Source organism: Oceanobacillus chungangensis (genome assembly GCF_003369565.1).
Classification (GTDB): Bacteria; Bacillota; Bacilli; order Bacillales; family Amphibacillaceae; genus Oceanobacillus; species Oceanobacillus chungangensis.
The window spans coordinates 19,387-41,412 of the sequence record NZ_PIOD01000021.1; the positions used below are offsets into that span (position 1 = coordinate 19,387).

Here is a 22,026-nt window from a genome sequence, read left to right on the forward strand (position 1 = left end):
TATTTCCAAATTTGTCCATAATTCAGTTCGTTTATTTGCTATAATGAATTGAAACTTTATCCTGATTTATTCGTATTATAAATGAAGCAAAATATTTGTAATAGCATACATAACGTAATACATATTTCTTTATTAAAGGAGGATGTTTATGGGAATATTGACACGATTCAAAGATATTATGTCAAGCAATATTAATCCATTAATTGAAAGAACTGATAATCCGGAAAAAATGATCAACCAGTACTTAAAAAACCTTTATCTTGATCTTGGTACGATTAAAGCAGAAACTGCTTCTGTCAAAGCTGAAGAACAAAGAACATTAAGGGCGCTTAACGAATGTAAAGTTGATCAAAATAAAATGCAGCGGTATGCAGTAAAAGCATTGGAAAATGGCAATGAAGATCAAGCAAGGAATTTCCTTGAACGAAAGGCCGCTCTTGATACAAAAGAATCTGAGTTGCAAGCCGCATATGATTCTGCCACTGCTAATTCTATAAAAATGAAACAACTACGTGAAAAACTTTCTGCCGATATCCAATCATTAGAAATGCGATTCTCAGTCATTAAAGGCAATTCTATTGCAGCAAAATCTCAACAAAGAGTCAATTCCCCTATTTTTGATCAGATGGAAGAAAAAACGAAATTTGCTTTAGATGAAGCAACCGCTCTTGCCGAGTTAAGGAGAGACCCCTTTGAAGAGTTGGAAGAACCTGAAAGAACCAAGGAAAATAAGCGGGATATTGATGAAGAATTAAATAATCTAAAAAAACAATTAGGGGACGGAAAATAATATCCGTAAAAGAAGCCTAGTTTTAAGGGGGAAGAGCAATAATGGTAATCCAATATAAATGCCCAAATTGTGGTGGGGAAATGATTTTTGACAGTAAAGACGGACTATTAACTTGTCAAAGCTGTGGCAGAACTGACAATATTGAAGCCTTTTCTGACGAATATATTACAAAGACTTTCTCAGAGGAAGAAGCAAGAGAATACCAATGTGAAAATTGTGGTGCCGTCATTATAACTGATGCCGATACTTCAGCAACATCCTGCAGTTTTTGTGGTGCTGCCGTTGTTCTTGGTGATCGTTTATCCGGAATCTTAGCTCCTGCTAAAGTACTTCCCTTTACCATTGGTAAGGAGGAAGCGAAGTCCGCATTCGAGAAATGGTGTAAAAAAGGAAGACTTACCCCTAAAGGATTTATGGAAGCGAATAGGATTAAAGGAATTACGGGGATCTATGTGCCCTTTTGGCTGTATGATTTAGATAGCGATGCAAAGGTTGAAGCTGTTGGTACCAAGGTGCGAACCTATTCAAGAGGAGATTATAATTATACAGAAACCAAATATTACGATATCTATCGTGATATCGACCTTAATTTTCAAAAAGTACCGGTTGATGCATCTGAAAAATTAAATGATGAACTAATGGATAAACTAGAACCATTTGATTACAACAGTTTAAAGGAATTTAAGACGCCATACCTAGCTGGTTATATTGCAGAGAAATACAATTATGATGATAAAGAACTGCTTCCAAGAGTGAAGACTAAAATAGATAAATATATCGATTCATATATTCGCTCGACAATCTCAGGCTACCAATCCGTGAGATATAATAATAAAAGAATTAATACGAAGAGCAAAAATAGTTATTATGTACTTTTGCCTGTCTGGATGTTTTATTACGATTACAATAAGTCAGAGCATATTTTTGCAATGAATGGGCAAACAGGAAAAGTAGTTGGCAAGCCCCCGCTTAGTTTCGGTAAAATTGCTGCATGGTTCGGAAGTATTGCTGGTGGCGGTTTTATTACACTCAAGCTAATCTCATGGCTATTATTAGGGGGCTTGATTTAAATGCAGAGGAAATTATCATTCTCCCTTACTTTTTTATTTATAGCTCTCCTATCCGTACTGCCATTATTACCTAGTGAGACATCAGCTGCATTAGATTCAAAGCAAAGAATCTATGATTATGCTAACCTATTAACCGAGGGTGAAAAGAGTCAATTAGAAAAATTAGCTAGTGATTATGGTGCTGAAAATAAAACAGACTTTGTCATTTTAACAACTAGTGATACAGAAGGTAAAGATATTAAGCTTTATATGGAAGATTTCTATGAAGAACAAGCACTTGGTTACGATAAGCCACATGGTAATACTGCAATTATAACACTTGATATGAAAAGTGGAGATGTTTATTTAGCGGGATTTTATAAGGCAGATGAATATTTAAGCGATAGTAGACTAGACCAAATCCGGAATATGATTACGCCTGATTTATCAAATGGAGACTACTATGATGCATTCACTATCTTTATACAAACTTCCTCTAAATATATGGGTATCAGCCCGTGGATTAATCCTGAGCTGTTTATTTTCAAGCTCTGGTTTCAAATCCTAGCACCAATTGCATTGGCGGCAATCATTGTCGGCTTAATGGCATTCAATTCAGGAGGAAGAGTAACTGTTAATGAAAGAACCTATTTAAATACAGCACAAGTTACAAGAAGAAAAGATCGATATTTAAGAACAACAGTTACCAAAACAAGAAAACCATCCAATAATAATGGCAGCGGACGTGGCGGCGGAGGCGGAGGCGGCAGGACCAGCGGTGGCCACTCCCACAGCGGAAGCCGTGGAAGTTTTTAAGTAGGCATTTTTCTTATATTTTTTACAAGTAATATAGTGAATTAAAATTCGATATTAAGTTCGAACTAACGATAATTTTGATTTCAATTGTTTAGATAAATTGCCGTTCATACAAGACGCCATTCTTTTATGGAAGTTTTTTCACTCACCCAGCGGAGGAAATACACGTAGACTCCTGCGAGAAGAAGAGCCTAGGTGAGACACTGAAGTGCGTCAGCACAAAGAGGCTCACCAGCTCCCCGCGGAAAGCGAAGTGTATTTCCGGAGCGGCTGTCTAGGAAGCAAATTATCATCTTAAGTTAGTTTGTTTTAACTAAACATTGATAAAGAAAGATATGAAAGATATATGAGAAAGGAATGAATGAAAATATGGGATTTTTTAGCAGTCAATTTTCTGATGTAGTAGAATGGGAAGAATTTAGAGATGATATGATTTTCTGGAAATGGACAAATCGAGAAATAAAAAAAGGCAGTAAACTATTCATCCGCCCTGGGCAAGATGCAATATTTATTAACAACGGAAAGATTGAGGGAATTTTTCAAGATGATGGTGAATATAACATCGAATCTGAAATTATCCCCTTTTTATCAAATTTAAAAGGTTTCCGTTTCGGATTCAATTCCGGACTACGAGTAGAAGTCTTATTTGTCAATACAAAAGAATTTACCGTTAAATGGGGAACGAAGAATGCAATTAATATTCCCTCCCCTTCCCTACCAGGTGGTATTCCAATCCGGGCAAACGGAACATTTAGTTTTAAGGTAAACGATTATATCCCTTTAATTGACAACATTGCCGGGGTTAAAAAAACGTATTTAGTTGAAGACATAAAAATTCGAATAACTTCTATTCTTGATCAACTTCTTATGAAGTGGATAACGAAAGAATGCAAAGATATGTTTAATTTACAAGCAAACGCATTTGAAATAGCAAAAGGAATTCAAGAAGATTTAGACATGGAAATTATGAATAACGGCATGTCCATAACGGCTTTTACGATTATGAGCTTCAATTATCCTAAAGAAATCCAAAAGATGATTACCAAATCAGCTTCTCATGGCATGATTGGCGATCTTGGCAGGTACCAGCAGGTCTCAATGACGGATGGGATTGCTTCTGGGAAAGTTAAGGGTGGCGGTACAGCTTCCGATATGACAGGCATGATGATGGGCATGAATGTTGCGAATGAAATGATGAAGAACATGAGACAACAAAATCAAGAATCAAATTCACAAGTAACTGCTCAATCAAATCAAAATGCTCCAAGTAATAACGGTAAAAAACCTAACTTCTGTCCTAACTGCGGTGAAAAAGCAACTGGAGCAAACTTCTGTCCTAACTGCGGTCAGAAACTAGCCTGAATTGTTGACTTACGATTTGCGAGTTATAATCAATAAAAAAACTGTCTCACAGATTGCATTATGCATCTTGTTAGACAGTTTTTTTCTAGTTAGAAAAACACCCAACCCTTTACCAAATCTAATCACTTAGCGCGATTCAAATCGAGCCTTACAACGATAAATAACTTGTCCTTTAGACGAGAACTTTTCTTCATATTCCGTCATGACATTTGTTTCATCATCAATCGCATGAAGATCCAGATTTACTTCCTCCAATTTCAGGCCGTAATTATTGAAGCTAACAAGCGAATATTCAAATAACCCTCGATTATCCGTTTTAAAAATAAGTTCACCATTCTGATCAAGTATCTCTTCGTATTGCTCTAAGAATGAATGGTATGTCAGCCTTCTCTTTTCATGACGATTCTTCGGCCATGGATCTGAGAAATTTAAATAAAGTCCTGCTATTTCATTTTCTCCAAATATTTCACGTAGATCACTTGCATCTTCATTTAATAATAAAATATTATCTAATCCAGAATCTATTACTTTTTCAGTTGCTGAAACGATAACACTTTTTGCGATTTCAATTCCAATGAAATTTATTTCTGGATATTGTTTTGCCATTCCAATTAGAAATTGACCTTTTCCAGTACCTACTTCTAGATGGATTGGCTTATCATTTCCAAATACCTTCTGCCAATTCTGGCGATGTTCTGTTGCACTTGGGATGACAAGATGATTATTTTCAAGTAAGAATTCATCTGCCCAAGGTTTATGACGTTGACGCATGACTTTACCTCTCTTTACTTCTAAACTTAGTATAAAAAAATAATTATGATAGAAACTAGTGCCATGAGGTGATTACAAATGACACTTAATGTGAATAATCTATTAACATTATTACAGGACATTCTAGATGAGCAAGCTGGTGACGGTATCGGTGAAGTCTCAGAATACCAACAAATAAAACGGCTTGTCAAAAATATGATGGCAAACAACCGGATCACGGATGATCAATTACTGCAACTGCTTCCGGAAATTTACAATTACGGAAGAGAAGGAGAAAATGCCCAAAATGTACCGGAGCACATAATAACAAATACCGAAAATATCCAATCCTGGATAAGCGCAATTAAACAACTAGATATTAAATAGTTGTTTAGCTTGTTCATTTAATTCATATAAGTCCTTTAATCTTTCCATTACTTTAATCGGTTCTTTACGCTCTAAATGCCAACATAAATAATGGAGTGAATCATGCAGAAGATACCAATACATGCGTTCTTGCAAATAATTATCTTTTGCCACTCCATATTTCTCTAGCCATTCAACCCAATTTTCACGAGGAATATACCATTTCAGTACCATCCCGAAATCGGATGCTGGATCTGCTATCGATGCATTATCCCAATCAATTAAATAAATCTTTCCATTCTTAGAAAGTAATAAATTATTATGATTTAAGTCACTATGACAAACAACTAGTTTTTGGTTACGTGTCTTCGGTAATAATCGTTCAAGATAGATTAATGCCAACCTTACATCTTCATAACGATTAAGCAGTTCCAATCTGTTTACTTGTTCCTGAATATTAATAAACATATCATCTGAAGTCACTGGTTTAATTCCTAATCGCATGAGCATGTGCAATAATTCAGTGGAATGGTGAATCTTATATAATAAATTTGCTACTCGTTGATGTTGCATATCTGCTGGCTTTAGTTCCCTGCCATCAAGCCATTCTTGCGCAGTTATTACATCCCCGTTTTCCATCCGTCTAGTCCATATTAGTTTCGGGACGATACCCTCGGCAGAGAGTACAGCTAAAAACGGTGAAGAATTCCGTTTTAAGAATAATCGTTTATCATTCTTTGTAGCGAAAAATGCTTCCCCTGTTAATCCACCAGCTGGTGTTAATTTCCAGCCATCCCCTAACGCACGCTCAAGCCATTCCAACATATATTCTTCACATCTTTCAAAATTAGCATTCATTTACATATTTTATAGGTAACAAGGACAAATTACAACCATGTATATTTATTTCCCATTGTGCCTATCTTATGTTTGTACCTTGTAAATTAACTGGTTCGGTTTGCTTCGTTATTATACATGATTTACATGTACCCGTCTGACCATCCACCTGAAAAAATATTTCCTGATCAGAATCTATTGTAAACCCTGTCGTTTCTAATACTTCCACTTCTTTAAACATCAGATGTTTTCCAAAAAATACAGTGATAAATAATGATAGCACCTTCCATTTTGAAATATCATGAATAATTAAGACTGGTAAGATATTAGGTTGTATTTTTGCGTTGGGGATAATCTTCATACCCCCGCCATAATAAGGATGATTACCTGTTGTTACCATCCAGCAGTTTGTTAATTTTCTTTGTTTTTGATTAATATTAATATTTACCATCATCGGTTTAAAACGAATTAATACTTGAATAAGTGCAATTACATAACTAAATGTTCCAATTCCTAATCGATTAAGTATATTTTTATAAACGGATTTATTTACCGTATCCGCAATTTGTGCATCAAATCCAAAGCCAATCGAATTCACAAAGTTTCTATTTGGCTGCTGATCTTGTCTATAGTTTCCTATCCAATATGGTTTACTACTGCTATCTCTATTAATAATATCACGTAACACCTCTAGTGGTGAACCTTTAATATTACATCCCCTTGCGAAATCATTGCCAGATCCACCAGGAATAAAAGCAACAGGCACGCTGCTATTTGCTAGGCCATTCAATACTTCATGAATCGTACCATCACCACCAATAACGATAATGGATTCTAGCTTGGGATCCTCAAGAATTTGATTTGCAATTTCTTCTGCATGACCAGGATATTTCGTAAAGTAGTATGTACTTTCAAATTTTTGATAGAGATTGCTTTTTGTAATTTGGGAAAAAATATGCTTCGCACGACCATTCCCAGCCCGTGGATTAATAATAAATATATACATATCTTAATCCTCCAAGTCGACAAACTGATATGGAGTGCCCCATTCATCCCATTCCTGTCGCCTCATTGACACTGATTTGCAATGTCTTAATAGTAATTCGGCAACCTTCAATTGTCTATTTTTAAGTGGAGATGATAGTCGGCGTCTTGCGTCAAACCACTGATTATATTTATCTTTATCGATGATTTTTGTTTGGTACGGTTCGGTAGCATATACAATAGCATTCGTTCTGGATAACACTGTTTTCCGAACAGCAAAGTCATCGATTTCATATGAATGTAGAATACTCTTTACAACCTTCTCCGTTCGTTTCAAGGCTATTAGTGGGCTCAACACTTTCGATACTCGGGTTTTAAAATCGATTGTCCATGTTCGCTCATCTCCAGCCATTATCACTGCTTCAGATCTTTCTTCAATAAAATAAATAATTTCAATCCCTACCGGTGTAATCAAGATTATTTCTGATTCAATTGGAGCATTTTTTAAATTAAAAATCGGATAATACATGATTAGAAAAGTATCCGGAAATCGTTGTAGCAAATAAGTTAATCGTGGGTCCTGATAGTATGATTCATTCACAAAAGATATATGTGTCATCGTTGATGTCGCCCACTTTAACTGAAAGGAAAAAAGATTATTTAAGAAGAATTGTTTCAACCCTTCCTCCGTGTCCGGCAAGATAAGCGATTTCTTCTTCTCCATCGGCTGCAATGGTTGTTCTACCTCTTTATTTTTCCTCACTAAGTTTTTTAGCTTTGAAAATCTTGATTTGGTATCTTGCAATTTTGGCGTACTTTCATCGCTTTCGACCGCTTCCTCCTCAGGATCAATCCAACTTTGGTAAAGCTTTTGCCAATTATCACTTTTTAATCTTATATATTGGGAGGGGTATTTGTATGTATCCCATTCATAGCGAGAGATATAATCCTGAAGTTTTATCAATTGTGCCATACATCAACCTCCACTGCTTTCTAGTTTTATCTATCTATTTTTTAGTGTATACCTATCAATTATCTCATATTTAGGATTATTCTCTGGGTGTATTTTAAATAACACCACTTCTTCTACCAGCATGCTTTGCCATTCGCTAAACTCATGCCTTAATTCCGGAAAAATATCTTTAAACTGTAAATCCTCTTCTCCCACCCACTTTTTAGCTAAGGTAATATGTGGGTGAAATGTACGTTTTTCTTTTGTAAATCCTACATTTTCAGCTGTTTTTTCAACTATTTCTTGTAGATTTGAAAGTGCAGTATTTCTCTCAACTTCAACAAACAATACTCTGGGCCTATTAGAATTTCCGAATACCCCAATAGAACCAACTTGTGTTGACATTTTTGTTACACCATTAAAATTATTTGTTAAATCACTTTTCAGTCTACTTAATTTATTATCGTCTGTTGGCCCTAAAAACTTAAGCGTAATATGCAAATCTTGCTTAGCTGTCCATTGTTTATAAGCTAACCTATCTTTTAAATCATCTTGCCAACTGGAGTAATACTCCTGCAAAGCCTTTGGTAATTGGATTGCGATAAAATAATGCGGTAATCCAGACAATAAAACAGCACCTCCAGTAATTTTACTCACTTAAGCGATAAACAGTATGCTAGTTCTTCTTCATTCAACTCTCGATAAGACCCCAGTGCAAGTGAACGATCAAGTTCTAAAGGGCCCATTGAAAGTCTTTGTAAATAAATCACCTTTTTGTCTACAGCTTCAAACATTCGCTTCACTTGATGATATTTCCCCTCTGTTACCGTTACTTCAATCTCTGATACTTCTTCACTGTTTAAAATGGTCAATTCTGCTGGCTTTGCTTGATAACCATCTTCTAGTATGATCCCATTCCGAAATTTTTCAACGTCTTCTTCTGTTACTTTCCCTTGGATCCTCGCGAAATAGGTTTTACCTACATTTTTAGTTGGGGATACCAATTGATGTGCAAGGTCTCCATCGTTCGTAATTAATAAAAGCCCTTCCGTATCTTTATCTAATCTTCCTACTGGAAACGGGTTAAAATGCTTCACGTCATTTGCCAATAGGTCGATTACTGTTTTATCTCTAGCATCTGTCGTAGCTGAAATAACTCCTTGAGGTTTATTCATTAACAGATATATGTATTTTTTGTAAGTCACGATACTTTCATTCACTTTTATAATATCTGCATCTGGACTGACATGGATGCTTCCGTCTTTAACTATTGCATTATTAACTGTAACAAGTTTTTTCTTCATCAATGCTTTTACATCTTTTCTACTACCATAGCCCATATTGGCTAATAATTTATCAAGGCGCATCAATTATCCACCCTTCTATTTGTGGCTTATTTTGTATCATATGTTATTGTTTAGATAAACTGCGGACTAACAGCAATGTTGATTTCCGCTGCGGACAGTCGCTTTCCGCGGGCTCGAGCTGAGCCCCTAGCAAAAAACGCTATGGTCTCAACATCTTCGCTGTTCCCGCAGGAGTCTCCTGTCCTCCGCTACAATCAACAGCCATAAGAGAGGTAAACAATATTTCATTTTATAGAGAGACAGTAAATAATAATTTCTCGAATCATCTTAGCGTAAGAAATACACGGAGACTCCTGCGGGAAGGCACGCCAGCTCTCCACGGAAAGCGAAGTGTATTTCTGGAGCGGCCGGCCCAAGATCCCACACAAGTCAACAGTTTATTTCAACTTCTAAATATCATTCATCACTAAAAAAGCATTCATAAAATACAGCTTATTATTTTAACCTAGCTAGTCTTCCTTTTAACTTGCCAACAAGTGGGACTCGTCCACCGAACACTCGTTCTAGTAGGGTTGATGAATAGGCGAGCCATAAATAAACTCCGCCACCTAATCCGACTCCTAGAATTAGTACAATGATTGTTGCTAAACGTGATTCCTCATATTCGATAAACATTCCATACACAAATTTTAAAAACCAAATAACGATATACATTACAGCTGAGAATATTCCTATTAGCATTGTTCGCTTGTTTATTTGTCGGAAAGAAAACTCAACCGCTACTTTAATCCTCCATAAATTCAAAGCTACAGCAATTCCAACTGCTAAACCTGTTCCTATAATGGACCCCTTCGCACCAAACATATGAATTAATTGTGCATTTAATAACACCTTAGCAAGCAAACCACCTAATAAACTAATCACAGTATAATTTTGCTGATTTATTCCTTGTAAGATCGATGCTGTTACAGTAAATAAAGCAAATAATAATCCGACTGGTGCATACCATGCCAATAATGGGCCCGTTATATCTATATATTTTAAGCCGTAAAGTGCCCCGTATGCTTCATTTCCTAATGCCGCAAGCCCAACTACTGCCGGAATTACAAGCACAAGTACAATTTGCAATGCTTGATTAATTTGCTTATGTACCAATACCATATTTTTCTGTGCAAATGTTTTAGTTAAAGCAGGTAAAATCGCTAAAGAGAGACCTGTAGCAATTGTTCCTGGCAAAATTACCAATTTATGCCCATACGTATTGATTGCTCCGAGAGCCACCTCCCAAATATCACCAAGCCCCGCTGCAGTCATTGCGCGTTGGAATGTAAAAGAATCAACCAATTGATATAAGGAAGTTGCAAGAGCAACAATTATAAACGGACCAGCATAACTAAATAGTTCTTTGAATAAATCCTTCGTCGTATGTTTACTTGAGAATCTTTGCTGTTCAAGCTGTTGATCAAGGTACGGTTTACGAAATCTCCAGTAAAGAAAAAGAATAAAGGACGAGGCAATCGCACCAATAAATGCTCCAAACGTTGCATAACCAACAGCGGTAGGGATACTACCATCCATAATTACAATTACAATAAAAACAGATATTAATACAAACAATATTCGGGCAAGCTGCTCAACAACTTGTGAAACAGCTGTAGGTCCCATTGATTCATAGCCCTGAAAAAAGCCACGAACAATACTCATCGATGGAATAATGATAAGCGCAAAGCTCACCATTCGAATTACCATTGTAATATCTGCAACAGTAATCGTACTATATGCATTGTCTTCCATAAAGCCATGTGCTAGGTATTCAGCACCAAAAAACAAGATTAAAAAAGATACAACTCCCGTAACAAACATTAGGCTTGTTCCATATTTGAACATACGCCTTCCAGTTTCATAATCACCTAATGCGTTATATTTCGATACTATTTTCGACATTGCCAGAGGTAAACCTACTGTAGAAATACTTAACATGATTGTATACGGTATATACGCAAAGGAGTATAATGTTCCACCTTCAGCGCCTACAAGTGCATTAAAAGGAATAAGATAAATCATTCCTAAAAATTTCGATAAAAATGTTGCCCCGGTAAGCAACATAGAACTTCTTACAACATTCGACATTTTTTCACCTTAATTTCATTTGCATAATTAGATTCAAACGTTATTTTACCATAGAAAGGTTAAAGATTGATAATGTTTGTACACTACATTTAGGAATTATATATTTAAGTAATGCATGGTTTGTCTAGTTGGTAGATTATTTTTAACGTTAAATAATTTCTTGAAATTCTTCATCAGCTGTCAATTCATTACGAAATTGAGCAAACCCTAGATTTAGTGTAATATATTAGCAAACTTGGTTGTCACCAAGTCTTTAGGTAGTAACCATAGATGCACTTATTCCTTAAGAATGATTTTAAACTTGCTTATCTACCAATTGAAAGGAATGAAACGAATTGACATATGACGTAATCGTAATAGGTGGTGGACCTTCTGGATTAATGGCTGCTATTGGAGCAGCAGAACAAGGTGCAAAGACTCTACTACTAGAAAAGGGAAACAAACTTGGAAAGAAATTAGCAATCTCTGGTGGGGGCAGATGTAATGTAACAAATCGCCTGCCACAAGAAGAAGTAATCAAACATATACCAGGTAACGGGAGATTCTTATACAGTGCTTTTTCCGTTTTTAATAACTACGATATCATTGATTATTTTGAAAATATGGGAGTTGGATTAAAGGAAGAGGATCATGGCCGGATGTTCCCGGTATCCAATTCCGCGAAAACAGTTGTAAATGCTTTAATCAATAAATTAAATGAATTACATGTTCATGTAAAGCAAGATACTCCTGTTGAAGCAATTCATTACAGTGATGACGAGCATACCGTTATATTAAAAGACGGAGAGCATATCAAAACAAAAGCACTTGTTATTGCCGTTGGTGGGAAAGCTGTTCCATATACTGGTTCTACGGGAGACGGATATGCATGGGCTAAAAAAGCAGGACATACCATTACAGATCTTTATCCAACAGAGGTAGCATTAACCTCTAATGAAGCTTTCATACAAGACAAAAGCTTACAAGGGTTGTCATTAAGAGATGCAGCGGTATCAGTTTTGAATAAAAGTAATAAACCGATTATTACCCATCAAATGGACATGATTTTTACGCATTTCGGTGTATCTGGACCGGCTGTATTACGCTGCTCGCAATTTGTTGTAAAGGAATTGATGAAGGGACAAACGAAAGTTCCAATGGTCATCGATGCTCTACCTGCCCAAAAAGAACATAAACTAGTTCAGGATATTTTGATAGCAATTGAAGAAAATCCAAAGAAAGCATTCAAGAACTTAATGAAAGGAATAGTTCCCGAAAGATTTCTCAGCTTTATATTGGAACAAAATAATGTAAGTGATGAACAGAAAAGCGGCAACATTTCAAATGAAACGGTCCGTTCAATTATCCATACAATCAAAAATCTCTCATTCTATGTAAATGGATCGCTGCCAATGGAAAAAGCTTTTGTCACTGGTGGCGGAGTTTCAATTAAAGAAATTGTACCAAATACGATGCAATCGAAGTTAATGCACGGATTATATTTCTGTGGCGAAATTCTAGATATTCATGGCTATACAGGTGGATATAATATTACATCCGCACTTGTAACTGGGAGACTTGCTGGTATGAATGCAGCGAAAGAGTCACTAGCAATTCCATCCTAAATTGGGAAATAATTCTTAGCATATATAAACTATTTAAAGCCAATCTAAGCATGTCTGGAAGCAACTTTGAAGGAGTGATAAAGGATGGAAAAGAATGGAATGTGGATACCATTAATTGCTTCAGTTGGCGTTGGAGCAGCAACCTTTTATACGATGACAAAGAATAACCAAGGGCTAGGACAAACTGTACAGAACATGCTCCCATTTATGTCGAACATGGGTGGAAACAAAAATAGTAAATCTGGAAGTATGGGTACCTTTGGAATGAGCTAACAGACAAAAAAAGCGCAGCCTATTAGGTGCGCTTTTTCATTTTACTGAATAAATAAAAAATAACCACTCCCCTCTTTTTAATGTAGAATGGATGAATATATAATTTTAGAAGGAAGGGAAATCGATGAAGCAATTTGGATTATTAGGACGGATTATACTAGCAATTATTCTTGGGGTACTTATAGGCTCATTTGTAAGCGAAGAAATCATACGCCTATTCGCAACATTTAACGGACTATTCGGAGGGTTCTTGAGCTTCATCATCCCCTTAATTATTATTGGGTTCATTACTCCTGGTATCGGAACAATGGGACTCGGTGCAGGAAAGACTCTTGGCTTAAGCACAGCATTGGCTTATGCTTCTACCATTATCGCTGGGTTGATCGCTTATTTTGTGGCACGAGGTCTCTATCCAAACTTACTTGGCAATCAGTCTATGGAGTCTGTAACAGACCCATCACAAGGCTTAAGTGAATCGTTTATTGTGATTGAGATGCCGCCACCAATGGAAGTGATGACCGCACTCCTACTAGCATTTGTTTTAGGTATTGGTATTGCAGCAATCAAAGGCGATAAGTTACTTCATGTAATGAATGATTTTCGAGATATTATTAATTTAGTAATTGAGAAATTCATTATTCCATTACTGCCTTTTCATATTTTTGGTATATTCGCCAATATGACACATGCAGGGCAAGTTGCTACAATTTTATCGGTATTTGCAAAAGTATTTGTAATGATTATCATTTTACATATTCTTTATTTGATTCTCCAATATTCCGTTGCAGGTTCAATGAGTAAACAGAATCCATTTAGAATGATAAAACAAATGCTCCCTGCATATTTCACGGCACTCGGTTCACAATCTTCTGCCGCAACAATTCCAGTTACTTTAAAACAGTCAAAAACATTAAAAATCAAAGAAAGTATTGCAGATTTTACAGTTCCATTGTTTGCAACAATCCATTTGTCCGGAAGTACTATAACACTTGTTAGCTGTTCATTAGCAGTGATGTATCTTCAGGGCGATGCAATCTCTTTCGGCGCCTATTTTCAGTTTATCTTGATGCTTGGTATAACAATGGTTGCTGCTCCTGGTGTTCCTGGCGGGGCAGTGATGGCAGCAGCAGGTTTATTGGAGAGCATACTAGGTTTTGACCAAACATTGCTTTCTCTAATGATTGCTCTTTACCTAGCCCAAGATAGTTTTGGAACTGCGTGTAATGTTACAGGCGATGGTGCACTCGCTTCTATTACAGATAGCTTAAGTAAATCTGGGAAATCGTCAAAACTAAAAGCTTAAATACGAGAAGGGATGAAATCGGCATTTCATCCCTTCTCATTATACTAACAATTCAAATTTCTATATTTAGTTAAATTGCTAACTATTTAGGTTTCTTATGCAAGAACTTTATACACTTCCTCTGCCAGTGCCTCTTCATATTCAGCAAGTAGTCTACTGAAAATAGCTTCCCATGATTGGCTTTGTGCATATTTAATTCCTTTCAGACTCATTGATCTCCTATTTTCCTCTGATGACAATAATTGTATAATAGCTTCAGCAAAAGCATTAACATCTTTTTCATTGCATAGTTTACCTGTTATTTCATCTTGAATTATCGTCCGTACTCCACCAGCATTTGCGCCTATTACCGGTGTACCTGCTGCCATTGATTCCAGTACCACATTTCCGAAGGTTTCTGTAGCAGATGGAAATACAAATAAATCTGAAGCTGCATATGCTTCCGCTAACTCTCCTTTTTCCAAAAATCCTGCAAATGACATGTTTCTGAGTGCTAAAGCCTCTAAGTCCTTCTTTACTGGACCATCACCAACAATTAGCCAATGCACCTCATCACTAATTGTACGAAGAAGCTGCTTGTTAATTTCAGGTAATAACATGATATCTTTCTCAGGTGATAACCGGCCAACATAAAGTAGTATATATTTTTCTTTTATTTTGTATTTTTCTCGTATCTTGCTAGCGTCATAATTTGGATTGAAAACAGAACAATCTACTCCTCGAGGCCAAATCGATAAATTAGTGAAACCTTGCCGTTGTAATTGCTCTTTCGTATCAATAGATGGTACAAATATCTTACGGAGTGGTCGGTGAAACCAGTGCATATACTTCCAAAGCATTTTAGATAAAAACTGCAAATCGTAGTACTTCAAATATTTATCAAAATCGGTATGGTAAGATCCGACAATCGGGATATCTAGTTTCTTAGCATAATGTAATCCACATAACCCAAGATTAAATGGTGTTGCCACATGGATAAGGTCCGGTTTAAATTCTAATAATTCTTCTCGAATTTGTAGCATGTTAGGTATTGCGAAACTACATTCCTTATATAAAAATAATGGCAAACTCACAAACCGGGAAACATCTTTAGAAAATAAATCTTTATTTACCGTACTTCTAGGTGCAAATACTCGAAATTCAATCTGGTTATCTTCGAGATACGATGTAAATCGCTCTAGTGTTTTAGCAACCCCATTTACATCAGGTGCATACGTATCGGTAAAAATAGCAATCTTCAATGCAACTCTCCCCCAATAAATTTAGTCATACAACGATCCTGACAGAAAACAGGTACAATCAAATCTTAAAGTATGAACTGAAAAGAAATCATACCTGCAGAACATCCTAATATACATCCTGCCATCACATCAGAAGGATAATGCAGCCCTAAATAAATCCGCGAAAGGCCGACAATAAAACCAATTGGTAATAAAATAATTGCTAGTAACGGAATTAATAATACAAATGGAATTAGAATCGAAAATATCGCAGTTGTATGCCCAGATGGAAAGGAATGATCCTGTAATGGATTATCAACAACATTAACCTTATTTAGCGCTATATACGGTCTCTTCCGGGGAAATAGTTTCTTTACTAGCGCTACAGGGATGTGACTGATTGCTAATGCAATAGCACTAGATATTGCTGCCAGCTTTACAGACTCATTGGCAAGGAAGATTACTAATAATACGCTAGTAATCGTAAATCTAGCTCCGCCAAGATGAGTAATAAATCTAAAAAAGGCATTTACATGTTTTCTTTCAAAGTATCGATTAATATAAAGAATCAGCTGGCATTCCATATCGTAAAATTGATGCAATATTTTCGCCAAATTTTCACTCCTCTCACCATTCAATATCCCTTTACTATATTATATCGCTCAAATATGTAATTAATCATAATTTATTGTAAATTTAGTATTAAGAAGACCCCTTTATCAATTAATGCATTTAATAAAATTATTAAGAAAAATTAAATTACATCAAAATTAACGAAAATTCCAGAACTATACACAAAACGTCCATATTTAGATGACTTTTTTGTGAAATATTTAACAATTTCTTGTTTTTCCCTTTATATGATACTAGTATATTAATTGGTTTTAGAGTAATAATGCTTTAGAAAAAAATTCAAAGAAGAAAGGGGTTCTTACTTAAATGAAAATCAAATTAGCCTTATTATTTGGACTACTTACTATTTCCATGATATTAACAGGCTGTGAGCCGTTGCTTGTATTCGATACGAAAGGTCCTCAAGCAGCAACTATTTCTAATGTTATTTGGATATCGATTATTACAATGGCAGTAGTAGTAATTACTGTTATCGTACTTCTAATTAACATGCTAGTAAAATATCGCGCTTCAAAACAACCGGAAGATTATGAGCCACCTCATATTGAAGGAAATCCTATTGTTGAAGGGATTATTGTTGGGATTCCAATACTAATTGTTGCATTCCTATCCTTTGTTTCCGTTATTTCAACATATCAAGTTGAAGCAGTACCTGAAGGATACGAGGATCAAGAACCGCTAGTAATTTATGCTTCTTCCTCTGACTGGAAATGGCATTTTGCATACCCAGAAGAAGATATTGAAACGGTCAACTACGTATTCATTCCAACACATCGCCCTGTAGAGTTTAGACTTTATTCACATAGCACAATCTCAAGCTTCTGGATTCCACAGCTTGCAGGCCAAAAGTATGCGATGGCGGATATGGTTAACAAATTAAATGTAGTAGCTGACGTACCTGCTGAAATGGTCGGTCGAAATTCGAACTTTAATGGAGCAGGTTTTGCCGAAAATACATTTAATGTAACTTCACTTGAACCTGAAGAGTTTGACTCATGGATAGAAGATATTCATGCAACAGCTGAACCAATTACAGAAGAAGAGTTTACTAAATTACTAGAACCAGGACACCTTGGGCAGATGACATTCACTGGTACTCATTTAGATTTCTTACCAGCTCCTGAAGGGGAAAATGGTGGGCATAATCACGGATCTTCTGAAACAGATCATGGGAATCATGAAGACCATGAAGATACTGACACTGAGTCAGAACATGACCAACACTAAATTATTATCAAATACGCTACTTAGGACAACTAGTTTCTCGAAAGGAGATAAATAAAACATGGAATTTTTTGAAAGATTCGCCGTTCCCCATCCAAGTCCATTGATATATGCATCTATGGTTGCCATTGGTCTTACCATACTTGCCATCATCCTTGGTATCACTTATTTTAAAAAATGGGGCTACTTGTGGAAAGAATGGTTAACAACTGTAGACCATAAACGAATCGGTATTATGTATATTATTTCTGCTTTACTTATGTTATTCCGCGGTGGTGCAGATGCAGTTATGATGCGTCTACAAACTTCTGTACCTGATAATGGATTTTTAGATGCACAGCACTATAATGAGGTATTTACAACTCACGGAGTTGTCATGGTCCTCTTTATGGCGATGCCATTCATCATCGGTATGATGAACTTAGTTGTACCATTGCAAATTGGTGCAAGGGATGTTGCTTTCCCAAGACTTAACGCACTAAGTTTTTGGTTATTCTTCGCAGGTGCGATGCTATTTAACATTTCATTTGTAATTGGCGGGTCACCTGATGCTGGTTGGACGAATTATTATCCACTAGCGAGCAATGATTTCAGCACCTCTGTTGGTGTTAACTACTACAACTGGGCACTGCAGATTTCCGGTCTTGGTACATTAATGACTGGTATTAACTTTATTGTAACGATTATAAAGATGCGAGCTCCAGGTATGAAGTTAATGAAAATGCCAATGTTTACTTGGTCTGCACTTATTACAAATGCAATCATCGTATTTGCTTTCCCAGTATTGACTATCGCCCTTTTAATGGGAACTTTAGATCGTCAATTTGGAACAGCCCTCTTTACGTCAACAGATGGCGGAATGGATATGCACTGGGCTAACTTATTCTGGGTTTGGGGACATCCTGAAGTTTATATCTTAATTCTCCCTGCGTTTGGAATTTACAGTCAGATTATCTCAACATTCTCTGGTCGTAATCTATACGGATATAAATCAATGGTAGCATCAATGGTTATTATCTCCCTAATGTCATTCTTAGTTTGGGCACACCATTTCTTTACAATGGGTCATGATGCATTTACAAATAGTATCTTCTCTGTTACAACAATGGCGATTGCTGTACCAACGGGAATTAAGATCTTTAACTGGCTGCTTACCATGTGGAAAGGAAAAATCAGGTTCACAGTACCAATGCTATATTCTGTAGCATTTATTCCATTATTTACAATCGGTGGGGTTACTGGTGTTATGCTCGGGGTTGCTAGTGCGGACTTCCAGTACCATAATACAATGTTCCTAGTTGCCCACTTCCATAATGTTATTATTCCAGGTGTTGTATTCGCAATGCTTGCAGGATTAACTTACTGGTGGCCGAAAATGTTCGGTTTCATGCTGAATGAAAAAATCGGTAAATGGGCGTTCTGGTTTATTACTGTCGGGTTCTGTTTCTCATTCTTCCCAATGTATATTACTGGGTTAGATGGCCAAGCACGCCGTATGTACACTTATTCTGAGGCTACTGGATTCGGTCCATTAAATATGCTTTCATTCTTTGGAGCAGGTCTAATGGCTATCGGATTTGTCATTATTGTCTATAACGTGCTTTACAGTATTAAAAATTCACCAAGAAATATCGGTAATGATCCATGGGATGCACGCTCACTGGAATGGGCTACACAAAGTCCAGTTCAAAGCTATAACTTCCCTGTTACACCAGAAGTTGAATCAGCTGATGCACTTTGGGATCAGAAGAAAAAAGGATCTCAGATTTTTAAGGGCAAGGTTGAAAAAATCCACATGCCAAATAATAGTGGTTTGCCGATAATTATGTCTGGAATTATGTTTGTCTTTGCATTCTCATTTGTATTCTACATCTGGGCTGGAGTAATCATTTCAGCGATTGCTTTCTTTGCTTGCATGGTGTATCGCACATTTGAAAAAGATGACGGATATTATATTCCTGTAAGTGAAATTAATGAAACGGAAAATAAAAACGGAGGTGCAAACTAATGAAAATCGATAACACGCAGCCTCTTGAATATAGTACTGAACAAAATGAAATGAATATTCTTGGTTTCTGGATTTTCCTTGGTGCGGAAATTATGCTTTTCGCTACCCTCTTCACTACCTATTTCATCTATGCGGATCGTACAGGTAGTGGTCCAACAGGTGCAGATATTTTTGAAATCACACCTGTGTTAATTGAAACATTCTTACTTTTAACTAGTAGTTTTACTATTGGTCTTGCAGTTAACGCGATGCGCTTGCAACGTAAAAACGCTACAATTGCATTCCTGGCAGTTACGCTATTGCTAGGTGCAGCGTTCCTAAGTGTTGAGATTTATGAATTCATGCATTACTATCATGTTGGTGCTGGATTGCAAGTAAGTGCCTTTACCGGTATGCTACTTACAACACTTGGGACTCATGGTGCCCACGTTACATTTGGCTTATTCTGGGGATTATTCATCTTAATGCAAATCAAGAAGGATGGCTTTAATCCGAGAACAGCTAATAAAACATTTATTTTCTCATTGTATTGGCATTTCCTAGATGTAATGTGGATCTTCATCTTCAGTTTCATCTACTTGAAAGGAATGATGTAATATGAAGGAACTATTTCCAGCTAAACAAGTCAATGGGTTTGTCTTCTCGTTGTTACTTACAGTCGTTGCACTTAGTGTTTACTTCATGGATATGTCCTTTGAATTAGGAATGACAATTTTGCTAATAACAGCATTTATTCAAGCAGGTGTTCAACTGATCATCTTTATGCATGCTGGTGAAAGTAAAGATAAAAGTACCATTTACACAAGTTTATTCTACTCAATATTTATTGCATTAGTTACGATCTTTGGTAGCTTGCTCGCAATGGTATGGGGATATATGTAAATAATAAATCAACGAGGGCGTCGTATTGACGCCCTCGTTTTTCTGTTCATATGTTTTATCATTAAGAAAGTTTTCTTTGTTTGTTCTTCTCAATCATCTCTTCAGTAGCGACTAGAAATACGCCCATGATAAAGATAAATGCGGCACCCATTACTGCTCCAGCACCAATGCCGGCAACATTTTGGTAACCGTTTACAAAATATCCATACATAAAGAGCGCAGTACCTATGATGATTAATATTCCACAAATAAAAGATGTGACTTTTAATATTTGATTATGTGCATTCATATTTAACAGCTCCTTTAATCTATTATCTTCCCTGTTCACAATTTTGTCAAACTATTTATGAACATTTTTCGAATATTTGTTTTTAACGTTGACAAAACGACTCGCTTCTAATTGTTTTATGTACGGCTCTATTGTAAGCCTATGTAAATCTAGATACTCTTGATCTTCTGGCTAACAAAAGTCAATCCATTTCATTTTTATAATGACTGCCCCTCTCCCCAGCTCCAGCTAATGTCAGTTCGTTACAATCAAGCACATAGGTAAGATTCTAAGTATCATTTTCATCCCCTATAAATTATCTTTGTTCTGGAATAGACTGTTTCATTGTCAAATATCCCGTAGCAATGGAAATGACTTACGTAGAAATAGTAGCTATAGGTAATGTTCTTGATATACGTATACATTTGCAACATCCTCTTTTTGGGGAGAGCCCCTATTTATTCATATTTACTCTTATTTTTAGATATGTAACATATTAAAATGGTAAAATTTCCCCAATATATTGTTGATACATATAAAGATTTCGAATATAGTTATAGGAGTGTCAGTCTAAAATCATAGCTAATTTATTTTTGAATATTTTCCACTTTTTTGAAACCTAATTGCATTTCATTCGTATTAAGACTAGTAGCTCAAATACATATAGAGGAGTGATTTCCATGGTTCTTTTTGGTACTCCAATCGAGACAATTTATCTCACTACTCTTATAGTCGCAGGAATTCTAACCATTCTTTTCCTTTTATTTGGAGATATATTAGAAGGTATTGGTGAGATGCTCGGAATTTTTAATCCTGTATTAATTTTAGCATTTCTCACATTCACCTCTGCTTCTGGCTATATCCTTGAAAGCCTCACAACACTTAATAGCATATTAATATTAATCATTTCTATATTAACTGGACTACTATTAGTCACCCTTCTAAACATCTTCATTCTTATACCGATGTCCTCAGCCGAGGAATCTCTTAGTTATACAGAGGAGTCTTTAAAAGGTCGTGTTGGAAAAGTAATTATACCAATTCCTGAAAATGGTTTTGGCGAGGTTGTTATTGATAGCAAGAGCGGTCGTATTTCAAAGCCTGCTGCATGCTATGAAAATAAGATAATTCAAGAAGGACAGCAAGTACTTATTATTAATGTGGAAAAAGGCGTCTTGTATGTAGAAACATACGAAAATAATTTAGACATCCATCAGTTAAGTTAATCATACCTTTATTAGGTATTATTATAATTAAATAAAAGGGGG

The 22,026-nt window shown here is 36.1% G+C and carries 23 protein-coding genes; 13 read left to right on the forward strand and 10 right to left on the reverse strand.

The window, feature by feature from the left end; genetic code table 11:
• Positions 1-148 precede the first annotated feature (148 nt).
• From CWR45_RS15580 to CWR45_RS15595, 4 genes are all read left to right on the forward strand, one after another.
• Positions 149-790: a PspA/IM30 family protein gene (locus CWR45_RS15580; protein ID WP_115750787.1), complete on the forward strand. Its 642-nt coding sequence runs from the start codon at positions 149-151 to the stop codon at positions 788-790.
• Between the two features lie 41 nt (positions 791-831).
• Complete coding sequence (locus tag CWR45_RS15585) at positions 832-1,860, forward strand: TFIIB-type zinc ribbon-containing protein (RefSeq protein ID WP_115750788.1); 1,029 nt, start codon at positions 832-834, stop codon at positions 1,858-1,860.
• On the forward strand, positions 1,861-2,655 hold the full coding sequence (locus CWR45_RS15590; RefSeq protein WP_115750789.1) for a TPM domain-containing protein: 795 nt from the start codon (positions 1,861-1,863) through the stop codon (positions 2,653-2,655).
• A gap of 369 nt (positions 2,656-3,024) precedes the next feature.
• Positions 3,025-4,017: an SPFH domain-containing protein gene (locus CWR45_RS15595; protein ID WP_115750873.1), complete on the forward strand. Its 993-nt coding sequence runs from the start codon at positions 3,025-3,027 to the stop codon at positions 4,015-4,017.
• Positions 4,018-4,143: 126 nt separating this feature from the next.
• Here CWR45_RS15595 and trmB read toward each other — a convergent pair whose 3' ends face one another.
• The gene (gene trmB / locus CWR45_RS15600; RefSeq protein WP_115750790.1) at positions 4,144-4,788 is read right to left on the reverse strand and encodes a tRNA (guanosine(46)-N7)-methyltransferase TrmB; all 645 of its coding nucleotides are present in this window, start codon (positions 4,786-4,788) and stop codon (positions 4,144-4,146) included.
• 78 nt (positions 4,789-4,866) lie between these two features.
• Here trmB and CWR45_RS15605 point away from each other — a divergent pair, with 78 nt between their 5' ends.
• Positions 4,867-5,154 carry a YtzH-like family protein gene (locus tag CWR45_RS15605; protein ID WP_115750791.1) on the forward strand — a complete coding sequence of 96 codons (288 nt, stop codon included), beginning with the start codon at positions 4,867-4,869 and terminating at the stop codon, positions 5,152-5,154.
• Here the strand turns inward: CWR45_RS15605 and CWR45_RS15610 are convergent.
• The 6 genes from CWR45_RS15610 to CWR45_RS15635 form a co-directional block, all read right to left on the reverse strand.
• The gene (locus tag CWR45_RS15610) at positions 5,140-5,958 is read right to left on the reverse strand and encodes a phosphotransferase family protein (protein ID WP_115750792.1); all 819 of its coding nucleotides are present in this window, start codon (positions 5,956-5,958) and stop codon (positions 5,140-5,142) included. The genes CWR45_RS15605 and CWR45_RS15610 overlap by 15 nt on opposite strands.
• Positions 5,959-6,052: 94 nt before the next feature.
• Entirely contained in the window at positions 6,053-6,976 is a 924-nt protein-coding gene (locus CWR45_RS15615; RefSeq protein ID WP_115750793.1) for a diacylglycerol/lipid kinase family protein, read from the reverse strand.
• 3 nt (positions 6,977-6,979) lie between these two features.
• On the reverse strand, positions 6,980-7,927 hold the full coding sequence (locus CWR45_RS15620; protein ID WP_115750794.1) for an NERD domain-containing protein: 948 nt from the start codon (positions 7,925-7,927) through the stop codon (positions 6,980-6,982).
• 30 nt (positions 7,928-7,957) lie between these two features.
• A complete protein-coding gene (thpR, locus tag CWR45_RS15625) occupies positions 7,958-8,533 on the reverse strand; it encodes an RNA 2',3'-cyclic phosphodiesterase (RefSeq protein WP_115750795.1) in 576 nt (191 codons plus the stop codon).
• A gap of 26 nt (positions 8,534-8,559) precedes the next feature.
• A complete protein-coding gene (locus CWR45_RS15630; protein WP_115750796.1) occupies positions 8,560-9,273 on the reverse strand; it encodes a pseudouridine synthase in 714 nt (237 codons plus the stop codon).
• A gap of 435 nt (positions 9,274-9,708) precedes the next feature.
• Entirely contained in the window at positions 9,709-11,343 is a 1,635-nt protein-coding gene (locus CWR45_RS15635) for a putative polysaccharide biosynthesis protein (RefSeq protein ID WP_115750797.1), read from the reverse strand.
• 335 nt (positions 11,344-11,678) lie between these two features.
• On the opposite strand from CWR45_RS15635, the gene CWR45_RS15640 reads away from it, so the two are divergent.
• From CWR45_RS15640 to CWR45_RS15650, 3 genes are all read left to right on the forward strand, one after another.
• The gene (locus CWR45_RS15640; protein ID WP_115750798.1) at positions 11,679-12,947 is read left to right on the forward strand and encodes a BaiN/RdsA family NAD(P)/FAD-dependent oxidoreductase; all 1,269 of its coding nucleotides are present in this window, start codon (positions 11,679-11,681) and stop codon (positions 12,945-12,947) included.
• 84 nt (positions 12,948-13,031) lie between these two features.
• A complete protein-coding gene (locus CWR45_RS15645; RefSeq protein ID WP_115750799.1) occupies positions 13,032-13,220 on the forward strand; it encodes a hypothetical protein in 189 nt (62 codons plus the stop codon).
• 124 nt (positions 13,221-13,344) lie between these two features.
• Positions 13,345-14,523 carry a dicarboxylate/amino acid:cation symporter gene (locus CWR45_RS15650; protein ID WP_115750800.1) on the forward strand — a complete coding sequence of 393 codons (1,179 nt, stop codon included), beginning with the start codon at positions 13,345-13,347 and terminating at the stop codon, positions 14,521-14,523.
• A 95-nt stretch (positions 14,524-14,618) separates the two neighbouring features.
• On the opposite strand, the gene CWR45_RS15655 is transcribed toward CWR45_RS15650, so the two are convergent.
• Entirely contained in the window at positions 14,619-15,764 is a 1,146-nt protein-coding gene (locus tag CWR45_RS15655) for a glycosyltransferase family 4 protein (RefSeq protein WP_115750801.1), read from the reverse strand.
• A gap of 65 nt (positions 15,765-15,829) precedes the next feature.
• Positions 15,830-16,357, reverse strand: a complete 528-nt coding sequence (locus CWR45_RS15660; RefSeq protein WP_245975435.1) for a phosphatase PAP2 family protein — start codon at positions 16,355-16,357, stop codon at positions 15,830-15,832.
• A 325-nt stretch (positions 16,358-16,682) separates the two neighbouring features.
• Here CWR45_RS15660 and CWR45_RS15665 point away from each other — a divergent pair, with 325 nt between their 5' ends.
• Genes CWR45_RS15665 through qoxD form a run of 4 tightly spaced genes read left to right on the forward strand, consistent with a single transcriptional unit; the run spans position 16,683 to position 20,490 of the window.
• Positions 16,683-17,603 carry a cytochrome aa3 quinol oxidase subunit II gene (locus tag CWR45_RS15665; RefSeq protein WP_115750802.1) on the forward strand — a complete coding sequence of 307 codons (921 nt, stop codon included), beginning with the start codon at positions 16,683-16,685 and terminating at the stop codon, positions 17,601-17,603.
• A 58-nt stretch (positions 17,604-17,661) separates the two neighbouring features.
• Entirely contained in the window at positions 17,662-19,608 is a 1,947-nt protein-coding gene (gene qoxB / locus CWR45_RS15670) for a cytochrome aa3 quinol oxidase subunit I (RefSeq protein WP_115750803.1), read from the forward strand.
• Positions 19,608-20,204, forward strand: coding sequence for a cytochrome (ubi)quinol oxidase subunit III (locus tag CWR45_RS15675; protein ID WP_115750804.1), 597 nt, complete (start codon positions 19,608-19,610; stop codon positions 20,202-20,204). The genes qoxB and CWR45_RS15675 overlap by 1 nt, the downstream gene beginning before the upstream one ends.
• Before the next feature lies 1 nt (position 20,205).
• The gene (gene qoxD, locus CWR45_RS15680) at positions 20,206-20,490 is read left to right on the forward strand and encodes a cytochrome aa3 quinol oxidase subunit IV (protein ID WP_115750805.1); all 285 of its coding nucleotides are present in this window, start codon (positions 20,206-20,208) and stop codon (positions 20,488-20,490) included.
• A gap of 61 nt (positions 20,491-20,551) precedes the next feature.
• Here qoxD and CWR45_RS15685 read toward each other — a convergent pair whose 3' ends face one another.
• Positions 20,552-20,779 (reverse strand): hypothetical protein, encoded by a 228-nt coding sequence (locus CWR45_RS15685; RefSeq protein WP_115750806.1) that lies wholly within the window; start codon positions 20,777-20,779, stop codon positions 20,552-20,554.
• Between the two features lie 659 nt (positions 20,780-21,438).
• Between CWR45_RS15685 and CWR45_RS15690 the strand changes: the two genes are divergently transcribed.
• Positions 21,439-21,984 (forward strand): NfeD family membrane protein, encoded by a 546-nt coding sequence (locus tag CWR45_RS15690; protein WP_115750807.1) that lies wholly within the window; start codon positions 21,439-21,441, stop codon positions 21,982-21,984.
• Positions 21,985-22,026 lie beyond the last annotated feature (42 nt).